Below are 14,286 nucleotides of genomic sequence, written 5' to 3'. Positions count from 1 at the left end.
GCCTCCCCTTAATGGGGAGGCACATCGTACCAACAAAGGAGATTGCATGGTGACCAAGATAAAAGTAGGCATTATCGGTTTAGGGGAAGTCGCGCAAATGGTTCATTTGCCGATTCTGGATTCCTTGTCTGAGCTTTATGAGATGGTGGCATTTTGTGATATTTCACCCAAGCTGTTAGCCAAGATCGGTGAGAAATACCGGGTTAAGCAGTTATTTCTAAACTACAATGAGATGCTTGAACAGTGCGATCTTGATGCTGTTTTTGTGCTGAATCATATGGATTATCATACGGAATGTACGATTGCGGCATTAAACAGGCATATACACGTATTTGTAGAGAAACCGATGTGCTGTACCCAGCGTGAGGTTAATGAGATTATTCAAGCGCGTGACGCTTCAAGTGCACATGTCATGGTAGGGTATATGAGACGGTTTGCTCCCGCTTATCTTCGGGCTATCGAAGAGGTTAAGTCGCTGGGACCTATTATCTATGCCCGAGTGCGGGATATCATCGGCCCTAATCAGTTCTTCACGCGTCAATCCAGCCCGGTCTATCGTTTCGACGATATCCCTTCTTCAGCTGTACAGGATCGCAAGGAGCGGACCGCCAGACTCATGAGAGAGGCCATTGGCGAATTGCCTGATGAGATGTATGCAGCCTATGGCTTGTTGCTCGGACTGAACAGCCACGACATTTCCGCGATGAGAGAGTTAATCGGAATGCCGATCGGGGTGAAAGCAGTCTCCTCTTGGCTGGGCGGAAGATTCAAGAATGCCATCTTTGAATATGAAAGTTTTAACGTGACTTTTGAGACGGGGATAGATCAACAAGGCAGATTTGATGCGCATATCGAGGTGTATGGCGAGAACAAGTCCGTCCTTGTCCAGTACGATACCCCGTATATCAGGCAACTGCCAACGACACTGCACATCAACGAGACGATTGGGGACAATTTCAATCAATCAACGGCTCGAACGACCTACAAGGATGCTTACGTGTATGAACTGGAATATTTCCATGAAGTCGTCACGAAGGGGATGCCACCCAAGACGACACCAGAGGACTACTTGCAGGATCTCATGATCTTTCAAATGATGATGGACGCTATTCAGCATGAATAAAAGGAATTATCTAACGGGCCCATCAGGGACTAAATTCGCCTAGAGAATGAAATGACCCGCTCATCATGTGAGTGGGTCATTTCATCGGTCCATTTTCTGTTTATGTTGAAATACAGTTCAATTTTATTTCTCCTAAAGGAAGGCTGGAAGGAGGGGAATGAATGGTAACGCTTCTTGTTTCACCGGGTAGAAGATCAAAATATTTGTCACTTAAACGAATATCGTCCGGCACGAGAAGATGTACGGCATGACAATACGTTTCTGCCTTGATTTGTACAAGGATAGAATCCTTCTTGGGGATAATTTCTTTAATGAATACTTGTGCTGCCGGAAGCGAAAGGCATCGAAAATCTGCTTGTCTCAGGATTGCAGGAAGAATACCCTGGGGATCCTCACACGATTCAGGTATGACTGCGATAACGCCGTCTTTGGTAGGAGGAAGCATAAATCTATGGATGATTCCCCGGGAACGTGCGGGAATGACGACATCTACATAAGCCGTGTTTCGAATACGGCCATCATATGACAATGATCCACATTCCAATTTCTCATGGATGGGCAGAGAGGTTTCGTTGATCCCCGTTACTTCAACGTACCCCTCATGTTGCCTTAAAACTAACTTTATCGGCTGAAAAGCCCGTTTTACGGCATAGTAGGCAATTTTCCGACGAAGGTAATAATCCACTACACTCCAACCGACTTCCCCCCAACAATCATTAAACATCCAGAATAAGGCGCCGGAGCATTGGCTATTCCTTCGCAGCGACTCTAAAGAATAACCATACATAAGTCCCTGACACAAACCGGCGTACAAGAGATACTCCTCTAAGTTTAAGTCGCCATCCGCTTTATAATGTTTGCGGATTCCCGCTATAACCGTATCTTTCTCGAAAGTATTGGTATGAAGGGACCATACGCGCCCTTCCATACGGATCGGTTCGCTCCCCCAATATTGGGCGAGACTTGAAAACGTGCTGGGGCCGATATAGCCGTATTCCGACACGAACTTTGACGTTACTTCATCATAAACCTCTGGCGTTATCCGTCTTTCCATGTCGGGACTCATGGTCGCTTCCCCCCAATGATGTCGATCCCCCATGGAATTCTTGTTCGGATGCGTGCCGCCATAGGGAGAGCTGTTCCAATAGGGGATTGCCGGGGAGTTTCGATGAACAATTTGAGGGGCAAGCTCGTTATAGAGGAAGGCTCCCCCATAAAAGTGCGGGTGGCGGGAATGCGCCCACCATTCGGCAAAGCCCCAATGGTTCTCATTATTTCCGCACCATAAAGCTAAGGAGGGATGGTTCCGCAGTCTTCGGGTCTGGTAATCCATCTCCTTGGATGCTTCTTCCCTAAACCAAGACAGATGATCGGGATATTTCCCGCAGGTAAACATGAAATCATGCCAGATCAGCAAACCGAACTCATCACATTTCTCATAAAAGAGTTCACGCTCATAAATGCCGCCCCCCCATACTCGAAGCATCGAAAAATGAGCTTCGCGGGCCTCCTCGAGCAAAGCTGTATATTTGTCATCTCTGACTCGAGCTACAATGGAATCAGCCGGTACCCAATTCGCTCCTTTACAGAACATCGGTACCCCATTGACTTCAAATGTAAACTGGCGCTCTACCTCATCGGAGTTTCCTGGTAAACGTTCCGTATTCAGATGAATCGTTCTAATTCCGATCCGGAACGGACGGTATTCTGATACATACTCGCCTATTTTTAATTCAGCCTTGACCCTATACAGGGGCTGATCTCCCATTCCGTTGGGCCACCACAGCTTAACGTGTGGGATGGGGATCTCGATCGTAACATATTGGATACCGGAGCGAAGGCAAAGCTTCGTCAGAACAGAATGCTCTACGGAGCCGTCAGGGCGGAATAGAGATAGCGTAAGCTCCCCCTCTTTCGTCTCATAGGGGTGAAATTGTTTGATTTCTGCTTCAAATCGTACTCGCGCTACAGGGGACAAAGCTATCGTCTCCGCTCTTACACCTATGATCTCCGCAACGGAAGTTCCTTCTAACCAGATTTCTCCTGGGATCCCGCATGTAGCAACCCGAGGCCCCCAATCCCATCCGTACACAAACTGGGCTTTGCGAACGTTAGAGCGGCGTTCGTCGCCTCGTTTTCCTACTGAATTGTTCTCTATACGGAATAAGGAGCCCTCTGTCATAGCGATCTCTTGCTCTGAAACATGCTCAAGTCCGGATGTGACCCTAATAAGAAGCTCATTGTTATGGAGCGAGAGCATTTCTTTGATATTTACAATGAAGGGATAGAATGCGCTTCGATGATGTCCAAGATGGACACGATTCAACCAAATATCCGCTTCGCAATCCAGAGACTCGATAAAAAGAGTCACCATCTCCTCATTCAACATGTCCAGGCTGACATCGAATGTTTTGGCGAACCACCACGATTTTTTTTCCGTCCATTCGCTGTCCCAACAATTGTCCCCAACCAGAGGCTCCTTAATGACGTTGTTCTCTAGTAGGGGAACATGGATATCACAAGGGAGTGAAGCAACGTCAAGCCATCCTGCTTGTTTATTGAAAATCTTAAATGACTGTTCCGGACTAACGGACAAGTCCTCATAGGTGAGACGCCAATCCTGATTCAGTGATTGTCTCATCGTATTGCCTCCTAATGATCGATCTGAGATTACCATACCAAAACCATTAGAAAAGTTCTTCATTTCCACTGATACATGTTGAACTACACTGATCTGAAAGAAGGGACACGAGGAATGCTGATTTTGCATGCAAATGAAACCATGGGAACGGAATTGGATGCCCTTTTTCTATACCACAAACATTTCCAGTATTGGTCCATTACGCATTCCCACGATTTTTACGAACTTTTTCTTGTCACCAAAGGAAGAGTCTGTCACGTGGTAAATGGCCAAACAGAGCGATTAGATGAAGGAGCTTTGGTCTTTATTAGACCGGACGATCAACATGGCTTTGAAGCGATACAGGATGAAAAAGTAGAGTTGCTAAATATAAATCTGCGTGACGAGCTTACTCTCGACATTTTCGCTTTTTTAGGTCCGGGTTTTCCTTCTACTACATTATTACGTGCCATAATGCCTCCAGTCCGATATATTTCTGCTGAACAATCCAAGGCGTTGTTACATCATTGTATGGATATTTGGGCGATAGCTCGTACCGATCAAGCTCAAATGAACAGCATGACGCGCGGCTTACTCGCAAGTCTCTTTACGCGAGAGTTTACCGAACGTCAAGATGGTGCCGCACATGACAAAGCCCCCGGTTGGCTCAGAGAACTTCATGATCATGCAAGGAAAAATGAAGTTTTCTTGAGCGGTGTGAATGCTTTGTATCAATCCGCCCCTTTTTCTCCCGAGCACGTTGCTCGTTGCTGGAAAAAGTATTATCAAGTGACCCCTACTCACTGGATAAATGAACAACGGCTCACCTATGCTGCCGATCTCATCGAACATAGTGACTTGGAAATCTTGGATATTTGTTTTCACTGCGGTTTTGGAAGCCTTAGTTATTTTTATAGATTATTTAAGGAACGGTTTTCCTGCACCCCCATTGCGTATAGAGAAAAGCACGGTAAACTCGACATCTATTAGAGATTTCATCGGCTGAGTGTGGGCAAGCGGTGTTTTATTTTTATCTTGTTAAATGTTCGAAAGTAACATATTATTTTGTTATAAACAATAATATTAGAGGAGATGAGCAGTTTGTTGAAACCGCGTTTGAACCGCATGTTCAGTGAACAAGGGAAATGCTTCGATGTAGCGATTGATCATGGCTTTTTTAATGAGGTATCGTTTTTGACGGGCATTTCGGACATGAAGGCGGCTGTCGAAACGGTCGTACAAGCGGGGCCGGATTGCATCCAGCTCAGCGTCGGTCAAGCCAGGCATTTGCAAGCGATCCCAGGCAGCAGGAAGCCCGGTTTGGTATTGCGCACGGATGCCGCCAACATCTATGGCAACGTGCTCCCGCGTTACTTGTTCAGCGAACTCATTGACAAGGCGATTGAACATGCTGTGCGTTTGGACGCGGTTGCGGTATGTGTGAACTTGCTTTTGCTGCCGAACCAGCCGGAACTTCATTATCAGTGTGTGAAAAATGTGACCCTCCTCAAATCGGAGTGCGAGAAGTACGGCATGCCGCTCATGGTGGAGCCGCTGGTCATGCTGGCGAATGAGGCCAAAGGCGGGTACATGGTTGACGGCGATATGGATAAAATCCTGCCGCTCGTCCGGCAGGCCGTGGAGCTTGGCGCGGATGTCATTAAAGCGGACCCGTGCGATCATGTGGAGGAATATCACCGGGTCATTGAAGTGGCCTCCGGCATTCCTGTGCTCGTTCGTGGCGGTGGAAGATCAAGCGACGAGGAGATTATGAGCCGTACCGTGGAATTGATGAAGCAAGGAGCCACCGGCATTGTGTACGGGCGCAACGTGATTCAGCATCCCAATCCGGCGGGCATGACGAAAGCGCTGATGTCGATCGTCCACCATGGAGCTACGGAAGATCAGGCGCTGTCCATGTTGAAAACACAAGAATAGGGGGGCGAGTAGCCATGTCCAGACAAACGGTACGATTCGGAGTTATCGGCTGCGGCTTGATGGGCAAAGAGTTTGCCAGCGCGGCTGCCAGATGGTGTCACCTCACAGATATGAGCTTTGAGCCGCGTATTGTAGCGGTATGCGATGCCAACCCGGCGGCTACGGAGTGGTTTCAGAAGAATGTTCCCAGCGTGGAGTACGTCTATAGCGACTATAAAGAGTTGCTGGCGAACCCGGATGTCGATGCGATTTATTGCGCGGTCCCGCATCATTTGCACGCGCGTATCTATATCGATATTATCCAGGCGGGCAAGCACTTGCTCGGGGAAAAGCCGTTTGGCATTGATCTCGAAGCCAATGAGGCCATTATGGCAGCCATTGCGCAGAACCCTCAGGTCATCGTCCGCTGCTCATCGGAGTTTCCTTTTTTTCCAGGCGCGCAGCAGCTTGTGCAGTGGGTACAGGCAGGCAAGTTCGGCCGGATCATCGAGGTAGAGGCGGGCTTCTGGCATTCCAGTGATTTGGACCCTACGAAGGTAATTAATTGGAAAAGGAAAGTCGCATCGAACGGCGAATACGGCTGTATGGGCGACCTGGGTCTGCACGTGCTGCATCTGCCGCTGCGGTTTGGCTGGAAGCCAGGCTCGGTCAGGGCGTTATTGTCCAAAATCGTGCCGCAGCGGCCCGACGGGAAGGGAGGCATGGCGCCTTGCGAGACATGGGATAACGCGATTCTCGCGTGTGAGGTAAAGACGGATGGGCAGCAGTTCCCTATGGTCCTGTCCACGAAGCGGATTGCGCCGGGACATGCCAATACGTGGTTTATTCGCGTAACGGGCACCGACTTCTCCGCCGAATTTACAACGAAGAATCCGAAGCAGATTGCTTCTCTACCTTATACGCCGGGTGGTGTTCAAGCTTGGCATGTGGCGGATGCGCCTTACAAATCGGCGTATGGGACGATCACGGGCGGCATTTTTGAATTTGGCTTTTCCGATTCGATCTTGCAGATGTGGGCGGCGTTCTGTGATGAGCTGACCAACGGCCGGGACGGCATGCGCCAGTCGTTTTATTGCGCGACGCCGGAAGAAGCGGCGGACAGTCACCGCCTGTTCACGGCAGCTCTGGAATCCAACCGAGCAGGGAGAACTATTGCACTTAGTTGGGAGGAGTAACGTTGAGCAGCCAAGATGAGATCATTGTCGCCGGACATATTTGCCTCGATATTATTCCTACGATTCATGAGAAAAAATCCGGTTTGGATGCCCTGCTCATTCCCGGTAAGCTCGTAGACATCGGTCCTGCTGTGATCGCGACAGGCGGCGCTGTTTCGAATACCGGGATCGCGCTGCACCGGTTAGGCAATCGGGTGTCGCTCAAGGGCAAGATCGGCTCCGACCAGTTCGGGGAGGCGATTCTGTCCATCCTCCGGTCGCAAGCCGCCTAGCTCGGGGAGGGGATGATCGTGGCGCAGGGGGAGATCAGCTCCTACACGATTGTCATTTCCCCGCCGCATATCGACCGGATCTTTTTGCATGCGACAGGGGCCAATGATACGTACTCGGCGGATGACTTGAAGCTGGAGGATCTGCAGGGGGCTCGGTTGTTTCACTTCGGCTATCCACCGCTCATGCGCAGCATGTATGTGAACGAGGGGGCCGAGTTGGCACGTTTACTCTGCAAGGTCAAAGAGGCAGGGCTCACCGTGTCGCTGGACCTGGCGAAGCCTGACCCGGAATCTCCGGCCGGACAAGCGGATTGGCTGGCGATTTTGACGAAAGCGCTTCCGTATGTGGATGTGTTCATGCCCAGCTTTGAAGAAATCTTGTTCATGCTGCGGCGTGTCCTGTTCGAAGAACTGCTGTGCCAGGAACCTTCCGGCAATTTGCTCAGGTTTGCTAGCGGGGAGCTGCTTGCCGAATTGTCCGGACAATTGCTCCGCATGGGGGCAGCAGTCGTCGGCATTAAATTAGGGGAACACGGCTTGTATCTGCGTTCCACTGCGGACAGCGAGCGGTTGCTTCGGATGGGCGCTTGTACGCCGGATGCTGGGCTACTGGATCAATGGCTTGGCTGTGAAATGCTCACTCCCTGCTATGAAGTGGAAGTCGTCGGCACGACGGGCGCCGGCGATTGCACGATTGCAGGCTTCCTGTCCGGGCTAGTCCGCGGCATGACGCCCGAAGACGCGCTGCAGGCTGCCGTAGCGGTGGGCGCTTGCAATGTCGAACGGGCCGATGCCACGGGCGGCATTCCACATTGGGATCACGTGCTTGCCCGCATTGAGCAGGGATGGAAGAAACGCGACTCGGAACTGTCTTTGGAGGGCTGGCAACAGAACTGCGACGGCATGTGGACCGGGCCTCATCATCAACATTTGGAAAAGGATGTGTAGGGACATGAAAGTTGAGCAAATCCTGGCCGCTCGCCGGCGCACGGTGAAAGAACTGGCTGCTGCCGGTATTCAGTTGACCGATGCGGAACAAGCGAACGTGGAGGTGGCTGATTTTGGACTAGGCGAACTAGAGCTTCAAGGTCTGGAAATTGTAACTTATGTGAATACGGACCGCTATTGCGCCAAAGAGCTCGTGTTATTTCCGCGCCAAACCTGTCCCGAGCACTTACATCCACCTGTCGGCGATGAACCGGGCAAAATGGAAACGTTCCGCTGCCGTGCAGGAATTGTGTATTTGTACGTCGAAGGTAAGGCGACGCCGGCAATCGCCGCTCAGGTGCCGCCCGGCAGCGAGGCGCACTACACGGTATTCCATGAAGTCGAGCTGCGCCCGGGTGAGCAATATACCATCATGCCTGGCATCAAGCATTGGTTTCAGGCAGGCGACGCCGGGGCTATCGTCTCCGAGTTTTCCAGCACGAGCCGGGATGAATTAGATAGGTTTACCGACCTACGGATCGCTCGAATGGCGAATTTATAAAGCTACATCACTAACTTGTGGAGGATTACCATGTCAACGATACCCCTGAACCCACGCCAGCAGCAAATTTTGGAACGGATGGCTTTGGACGGCGAAGTGAAGCTGGTCGAGCTGAAAGCGATGTTCGATGTGACCGAAATGACGCTGCGCAGGGACTTGGAGAAGCTGGAATTGGCAGGGTTGCTGAGGCGTACATTTGGCGGCGCTATCCTCATAGGCAACGATATTGCTCTGAAAGACCGTACCGGGGTGATGATGGAGGAGAAAATGCGGATGGGCCAGCGGGCCGCGGCCAGTCTGCAGGCGGGTGAATCCGTGTTCATCGACGGAGGCTCTACGACCCTGCAGATTGCCCGCTTCCTGCAACCCGAAATGGACATCACCGTCATCACCAATGCGCTGAACATCGCGACGGAACTGCTGAACAAGCAAATTCCGACGATCGTGGTTGGCGGCATGCTTGTGAACCGGACGGCTACGATGGTCGGTCCGATGACCGCGTCATGGTTGGGGACTATGGCGATCGACCGCGTATTTGTCGGGACGACGGGATTATCGGTAAAGCATGGCTTTAGCAATTCCAACATGCACGAAACCGAGATCAAGCGGCTTGTCATCCGGCAGGCTGCGGAAGTGAACGTGATGATGGATCATACGAAGCTAGGCATGCAGGATTTGTTCTCTTTTGCCACGATTGGTGAGGTAAACCGCTTGTTTACGGACCGTGAGCCGGCCGGTGAGCTGGCCGCTGCTTTGCGGAAGGAATCGGTTGAACTGGTTTTATGTTAGCTGGGCGTGCCCGGCCATATCGGCAAGGCGTACAGGTTCATGCAGACTCCAAATAGGAGGTCACCAGTTGAGCGACTGGGGGCCTTCTTTTTTTTCTGAGTCGTGGGATGAGTGGAAGGGTAGAATGTAATGAAGTAACCGCATCACTCTCTAGCTACTGCGTGAAGCCGCTGCGATACGTCCGAGGCGAAGCCTGATACACCTTCTTGAAGGCTCGGCTAAAATAGTGCACACTGGCAAATCCCGTCCGGTCGGCGATCTCCTGCATGGACAACCGGGTCATCTTCAGCAGCTCGGCTGCCTTGGCGAGACGAATTTCCAGCATACGGTCCACGAGCGTTTTGCCGGTGAGCCGCTTGTAAGTGCGGGCCAGATGGCCGTAGCTCATGTGTAAGGAAGCCGCTAATTCCACAGCATGCCACTTGGACTTGTAATAATCTTCCAAATATATATCGACTTTGCGCAGTAGTGCAGCATCGGAATGCGACCCGGGCTCTGGATGACGGGGTTGCGGGTGCTGCAGCTCGCAAAGAGCCAGGATGATTTTGAACGCGCTCAGTCTCAGGCTTAAAGGGGAGGCGCCGCGGCTGCATTCGTCAAGAAGCGTATGGAAAAGGCCGGTAATGCCATGGTTGTCCGTGTAAACCCCCGGTTGCCAGTTAGCCAGCTTGGCGATGCGCCCAGCCAGTGAATCGGTCTCTTCACAGGCGGCCTCTTTGATTTTCCATCTTAAGCAACCCCCGCGGTGCGGACGGTCCGGTACATACCGGTGAGCATGCACTTGGCCCGGAGGCACGACGATAAAATCGCCGGCGCGCATCTCCAGCATGCTGCCCTCAAAGCTCGTGAACATCGTCCCCTCAAACACCACATTCATCTCAAACCACGTATGCGTATGCAAAGGAACCCCGGTTGCGCCTGCGGGATACTCCAGCACGACTTCGATAAACTCAATGGTAGCGCCGTTTAGCGTCAGACAGCCGCTGACATCGGCCTGCTGTCCGGCCAAGGTATCCGGTGTATGCCTAGTTCCCATGACGTATTCCCCCATCTTTGTGCGCGTTATATATGAATGCGTTCTCACCACTATACCACCCAACTGATCATAATTGTGCAAAAATCCGTGATTTTCGTGAATGTGCCAACGCTGATCTACCCTCCATAATAGAGAAAAAAGGAGGAATTCCGTTATGAAGAAGCTTCACTTAATCAGCAACGCCCATCTGGACCCGGTGTGGCAGTGGGAGTGGGAAGAAGGGGCGGCTGCAGCGGTGTCCACGTTCCGGGCAGCAGCGTCGTTCTGTGAGGAGTTTGACGGCTACGTTTTTAATCACAATGAAGCGTTGTTGTACAGGTGGATCGAGGAATATGAGCCTGCGCTGTTTGAGCGCATGCAAAGGCTTGCCCGAGAAGGCAAATGGCACATTATGGGCGGCTGGTATTTGCAGCCGGATTGCAATATGCCCTCCGGCGAGTCCATGGTCCGGCAGATGCTGTACGGACGGACGTACTTTCAAGAGAAGTTCGGCCAAACGCCGACGACGGCCATTAATTTCGATTCGTTCGGCCACTCGCGGGGACTCGTGCAAATTATGCGGCAAGCTGGATTCGATTCGTACTTGTTCATGCGGCCGGATGGCCGGGTGGCGGGGCCGGCGCAAGATTTTGTGTGGGTTGGCTTTGACGGATCGGAGCTGCTCACGCATCAAATCAATAACGGCTACAATTCCTTGCTGGGTCAGGCTAGGACAAAGGTGGAGCGGTGGCTGGAGGAGCACCCGGACCAGGCGCTCAGCATGGTGCTGTGGGGCGTTGGCAACCATGGCGGCGGGCCGTCGCGCGTAGATTTGAAGCAATTGGCGGAGCTGGCTGCCGAGCAATCGGGCGCGGTGGAAATTGTACATTCGACGCCAGAGCAGTACTTTGCTGAGCTTGGGGCGCATAGGGATGAGCTGCCTCGCCTTGAGAACGACCTCAATCCGCGTTTTGTCGGCTGTTACACGTCGATGATTCGCATCAAGCAGGGCCACCGCAAACTGGAGAATGAACTGTTCCTGACGGAAAAAATGCTGTCCGCCGCCGCGCTGAGCGGGCTGCTGAGCCATCCGAAGGCCGAGTTGTCCGAAGCGTTCCATGACTTGATGCTCACCCAGTTCCATGATATCTTGCCCGGCTCGTCCGTACAGCCTGCTGAGGAAGCTTCACTCCGGCTTATCGACCATGGGCTTGAGATTGCTTCCCGGCTCAAAGCCAGGGCATTCTTTGCGCTGGCCGCAGGACAGCCGGAGATGGCGGAGGGCGAGTACCCGATTCTCGTGTACAACCCGCATCCGTATCCAATCAGCGGTGTGTTTGCCTGCGAGTTTATGCTCGCCGACCAGAACTGGAAGGATGAGTATTCGCTGCCGGTTGTGTATCAGGACGGCGTGCGCATCCCTTCCCAAGGGGAGAAGGAGCACAGCAATCTGAGCCTGGATTGGCGGAAGCGGGTCGTCTTTGAAGCGGAGCTGGCGCCGTTCGCGATGAATCGCTTCGCGTGCCGGATTGAGCTGCTGCCGGCCAAGCCGAAGCCTGAGCTTGCGGAGCGGGACGGATATTTCACCTTCCGCAACGACAAGCTCGGTGTCAAGATCAACACACACACGGGGCTTCTCGATGCCTATGAGGTGAATGGCGTGAGCATGCTGGCGGGCGGCGCTTTTCTGCCTGTTGTCGTCGCGGACAACGAAGATCCTTGGCGCATGGATACGAATCGTTTCGAACCTGACATCGGGGCGTTTCGCCTGATGGACCCGGGAGCGGGTACAGATTTTTCCGGGGTGAAAAACGTGCTGCTGCCCTCCGTGCGCGTCATTGAGGACGGTGAGGTGCGTACCGTCATCGAAGCTCTGCTCGAATACGGTCGCTCCGTCGTCATACTGACCTACAAGCTGCCGAAGCGAGGCACGCAGGTGGAAGTCGGCGTGCGCGTATTCTGGAACGAAAAGGACAAGATGCTGAAGCTGTCGCTGCCGACGCTGCTGGAAGAGCCAAGCTATGCAGGGCAAACAATCTATGGCGTGCAGCCGCTGCCGCAGGACGGGACAGAGGCGGTGGCGCAGAGATGGACCGCTCTGGCGTCACACCAAGCGGATGCCGCTGTCACGCTGATCAACGACGGCATCTATGGGTCCGATTGCCGTGGGGCTACGTTGCGTCCGACGCTGCTGCGCAGCACGGGCTACACGGCGCATCCGATTCTGGACCGCCCGCTCATGCCGAGCGACCGCTTCTCGCCGCGGATCGATCAAGGCGAGCGCCAGTTTACGTTCTGGTTGAATGCGGGTCCCGCTCAAGAGCGCATGGCGCTGGTCGACCGCGAAGCGCAGGCGCTGGCCGAACGTCCGTATGCCTTGTCGTTCTGCCCCAGCGGGCAAGGCCAGCTGCCGCAAGTTCCTTTCGTGCTGGACGACGAAACGGTTGTGGTCACAGCCTTCAAACCGGCCGAAGATGGCGACGGGTACATCGTGCGGCTGTTTGAACCGACAGGTCAAGCGCGGACAGCTGTACTCCGTTTCCCTGCGCACGAAGCCGCGCACTTGCTTGCGTTTAAGCCCTTTGAGGTAAAGACGCTGCGCGTGAAGCCGCAAGAGGGCATGGCGCTGGAAAGTCCATTAATGGAGCAGTAAGGGGTAGCCCCTTTACTATGCCATGCCCGATTTGCTGGCAACTATGTCGGATTTGCCACTCGCGTCTTCACATTCACATCAACTAGGAGGTCCTGCATGAATGTCCACCGACCGCAGCGCAATTATGGCTGCCGCATTCACGATCAAGGCACGTATTTGGGCATGAGGACGATTGTCCTGGAAAATGACCTGGTTCGCGTCTCGTATTTGCTGGACAAGGGCGCGGACCTGTTTGAATTTCAATATAAGCCGGCCGGGCTTGATTATGTGTGGCTCTCCGAGAACGGCGTGCAAAATCCAAACGCCTACTTGCCGACGTCGACCGACCTGATTTCGACATTTATCGATTACTACCCCGGCGGGTGGCAGGAGGTGTTCCCGAATGGCGGCCCGACGAGCGCTTACGCCGTCACGCAATTCGGCCAGCATGGGGAAGTGGCGCATATGCGCTGGGATTATACCATCGTGACAGATAGCGTGGACTGTATTGCCGTCACATTCTCCGTAAGGACCAAGAAAGTTCCGTTTCACCTGAGCCGCACCGTCACGCTGGAGCGGCAGTCGCCTGCTCTGACGATTCAGGAAACGTTGACCAACCTGAGCCGCGTGCCCTTGCAGTTCATGTGGGGGCAGCATGTCGCGTTTGGCAAACCGTTCTTGGAACCGGGCTGCCGCATTGTGCTGCCCGACAGCGTGGAGGTGCTGACGGAGACGACAGACAAGGATAAACCGGCTGCAGGGCGCATCGCCAGAGGCCGGCGCCACGCCTGGCCGCTGGCAGAGAGCGCTGGCGGGGGCACGGTCGACCTGTCCGTCACGCCAGAACCGCAGACAGCCTCCGACGTGGTCTACCTCCACGGCTTCGGGGAGCGCGGCTGGTACAAGGTGGAGAACGAACGTCTCGGCGCCGGCCTGCACTTAGAATGGGATGCGTCCGTCATGCCGTATGTCTGGTACTAGCAGGAATTCGGCGCCACCACCGGATACCCTTGGTACGGCCGACACTACAATATGGGTCTGGAGCCTTTCACCAGTTATCCAACCCGCGGTCTGGAGGAAGCGATTCGCAATGGGACGGCTGCGTCGATTGAGCCGGAGGGTACGCTGTCTTTTACGATGAAGGCCAATCCATATAAGCTATGACGTGTCAGGATCTGATCACCCGCGGAAGATTGCCCTCACATCAGATTGTACCTCGAGGGATCACACTAA

11 protein-coding genes and 1 pseudogene are annotated in these 14,286 nt (G+C 53.2%); 10 read left to right on the top strand and 2 right to left on the bottom strand.

What is annotated here, in order from left to right:
• The first annotated feature begins 46 nt into the window (after nt 1-46).
• The gene (locus WMW72_RS10510) at nt 47-1,123 is read left to right on the top strand and encodes a Gfo/Idh/MocA family protein (protein WP_341415400.1); all 1,077 of its coding nucleotides are present in this window, start codon (nt 47-49) and stop codon (nt 1,121-1,123) included.
• A 100-nt stretch (nt 1,124-1,223) separates the two neighbouring features.
• Here the strand turns inward: WMW72_RS10510 and WMW72_RS10505 are convergent, their stop codons facing one another.
• Nucleotides 1,224-3,764: a glycoside hydrolase family 2 protein gene (locus tag WMW72_RS10505; RefSeq protein WP_341415399.1), complete on the bottom strand. Its 2,541-nt coding sequence runs from the start codon at nt 3,762-3,764 to the stop codon at nt 1,224-1,226.
• Between the two features lie 75 nt (nt 3,765-3,839).
• Here WMW72_RS10505 and WMW72_RS10500 point away from each other — a divergent pair, with 75 nt between their 5' ends.
• The 6 genes and pseudogenes from WMW72_RS10500 (at nt 3,840) to WMW72_RS10475 (ending at nt 9,406) form a co-directional block, all read left to right on the top strand.
• Nucleotides 3,840-4,733, top strand: coding sequence for an AraC family transcriptional regulator (locus tag WMW72_RS10500; protein WP_341415398.1), 894 nt, complete (start codon nt 3,840-3,842; stop codon nt 4,731-4,733).
• Nucleotides 4,734-4,868: 135 nt separating this feature from the next.
• On the top strand, nt 4,869-5,681 hold the full coding sequence (locus tag WMW72_RS10495) for a class I fructose-bisphosphate aldolase (protein ID WP_341415397.1): 813 nt from the start codon (nt 4,869-4,871) through the stop codon (nt 5,679-5,681).
• A gap of 14 nt (nt 5,682-5,695) precedes the next feature.
• Nucleotides 5,696-6,856: a Gfo/Idh/MocA family protein gene (locus tag WMW72_RS10490; protein WP_341415396.1), complete on the top strand. Its 1,161-nt coding sequence runs from the start codon at nt 5,696-5,698 to the stop codon at nt 6,854-6,856.
• Nucleotides 6,844-8,076 (top strand): annotated as a pseudogene (locus tag WMW72_RS10485) (carbohydrate kinase family protein). Before WMW72_RS10490 ends, WMW72_RS10485 begins: the two are co-directional and overlap by 13 nt.
• A gap of 4 nt (nt 8,077-8,080) precedes the next feature.
• Nucleotides 8,081-8,617: a D-lyxose/D-mannose family sugar isomerase gene (locus tag WMW72_RS10480; RefSeq protein WP_341415395.1), complete on the top strand. Its 537-nt coding sequence runs from the start codon at nt 8,081-8,083 to the stop codon at nt 8,615-8,617.
• Between the two features lie 30 nt (nt 8,618-8,647).
• Nucleotides 8,648-9,406 carry a DeoR/GlpR family DNA-binding transcription regulator gene (locus WMW72_RS10475; protein WP_341415394.1) on the top strand — a complete coding sequence of 253 codons (759 nt, stop codon included), beginning with the start codon at nt 8,648-8,650 and terminating at the stop codon, nt 9,404-9,406.
• A gap of 154 nt (nt 9,407-9,560) precedes the next feature.
• Here WMW72_RS10475 and WMW72_RS10470 read toward each other — a convergent pair whose 3' ends face one another.
• Nucleotides 9,561-10,442 (bottom strand): AraC family transcriptional regulator, encoded by an 882-nt coding sequence (locus WMW72_RS10470; RefSeq protein WP_341415393.1) that lies wholly within the window; start codon nt 10,440-10,442, stop codon nt 9,561-9,563.
• A gap of 154 nt (nt 10,443-10,596) precedes the next feature.
• Here WMW72_RS10470 and WMW72_RS10465 point away from each other — a divergent pair, with 154 nt between their 5' ends.
• The 3 genes from WMW72_RS10465 (at nt 10,597) to WMW72_RS10455 (ending at nt 14,217) form a co-directional block, all read left to right on the top strand.
• The gene (locus tag WMW72_RS10465; protein WP_341415392.1) at nt 10,597-13,074 is read left to right on the top strand and encodes a glycoside hydrolase family 38 N-terminal domain-containing protein; all 2,478 of its coding nucleotides are present in this window, start codon (nt 10,597-10,599) and stop codon (nt 13,072-13,074) included.
• Between the two features lie 96 nt (nt 13,075-13,170).
• The gene (locus WMW72_RS10460) at nt 13,171-14,034 is read left to right on the top strand and encodes a DUF4432 family protein (RefSeq protein ID WP_341415391.1); all 864 of its coding nucleotides are present in this window, start codon (nt 13,171-13,173) and stop codon (nt 14,032-14,034) included.
• 51 nt (nt 14,035-14,085) lie between these two features.
• Complete coding sequence (locus tag WMW72_RS10455; RefSeq protein WP_341415390.1) at nt 14,086-14,217, top strand: hypothetical protein; 132 nt, start codon at nt 14,086-14,088, stop codon at nt 14,215-14,217.
• The last annotated feature ends 69 nt before the right edge of the window (nt 14,218-14,286 follow it).

Origin of the sequence: Paenibacillus filicis (assembly GCF_038070315.1) — a bacterium.
Classification (GTDB): domain Bacteria; phylum Bacillota; class Bacilli; order Paenibacillales; family NBRC-103111; genus Paenibacillus_G; species Paenibacillus_G filicis.
This window is presented reverse-complemented; position numbering and strand designations above follow the sequence as displayed.

Excerpts from the sequence above, each read along its gene's own strand:
- WMW72_RS10465 (WP_341415392.1), top strand. The coding sequence starts at position 10,597 with ATGAAGAAGCTTCACTTAATCAGCAACGCCCATCTGGACCCGGTGTGG.
- WMW72_RS10505 (WP_341415399.1), bottom strand. The coding sequence starts at position 3,764 with ATGAGACAATCACTGAATCAGGATTGGCGTCTCACCTATGAGGACTTG.
- WMW72_RS10500 (WP_341415398.1), top strand. The coding sequence starts at position 3,840 with ATGTTGAACTACACTGATCTGAAAGAAGGGACACGAGGAATGCTGATT.
- WMW72_RS10455 (WP_341415390.1), top strand. The coding sequence starts at position 14,086 with ATGGGTCTGGAGCCTTTCACCAGTTATCCAACCCGCGGTCTGGAGGAA.
- WMW72_RS10460 (WP_341415391.1), top strand. The coding sequence starts at position 13,171 with ATGAATGTCCACCGACCGCAGCGCAATTATGGCTGCCGCATTCACGAT.
- WMW72_RS10510 (WP_341415400.1), top strand. The coding sequence starts at position 47 with ATGGTGACCAAGATAAAAGTAGGCATTATCGGTTTAGGGGAAGTCGCG.
- WMW72_RS10480 (WP_341415395.1), top strand. The coding sequence starts at position 8,081 with ATGAAAGTTGAGCAAATCCTGGCCGCTCGCCGGCGCACGGTGAAAGAA.
- WMW72_RS10475 (WP_341415394.1), top strand. The coding sequence starts at position 8,648 with ATGTCAACGATACCCCTGAACCCACGCCAGCAGCAAATTTTGGAACGG.
- WMW72_RS10470 (WP_341415393.1), bottom strand. The coding sequence starts at position 10,442 with ATGGGAACTAGGCATACACCGGATACCTTGGCCGGACAGCAGGCCGAT.
- WMW72_RS10495 (WP_341415397.1), top strand. The coding sequence starts at position 4,869 with ATGTTCAGTGAACAAGGGAAATGCTTCGATGTAGCGATTGATCATGGC.
- WMW72_RS10490 (WP_341415396.1), top strand. The coding sequence starts at position 5,696 with ATGTCCAGACAAACGGTACGATTCGGAGTTATCGGCTGCGGCTTGATG.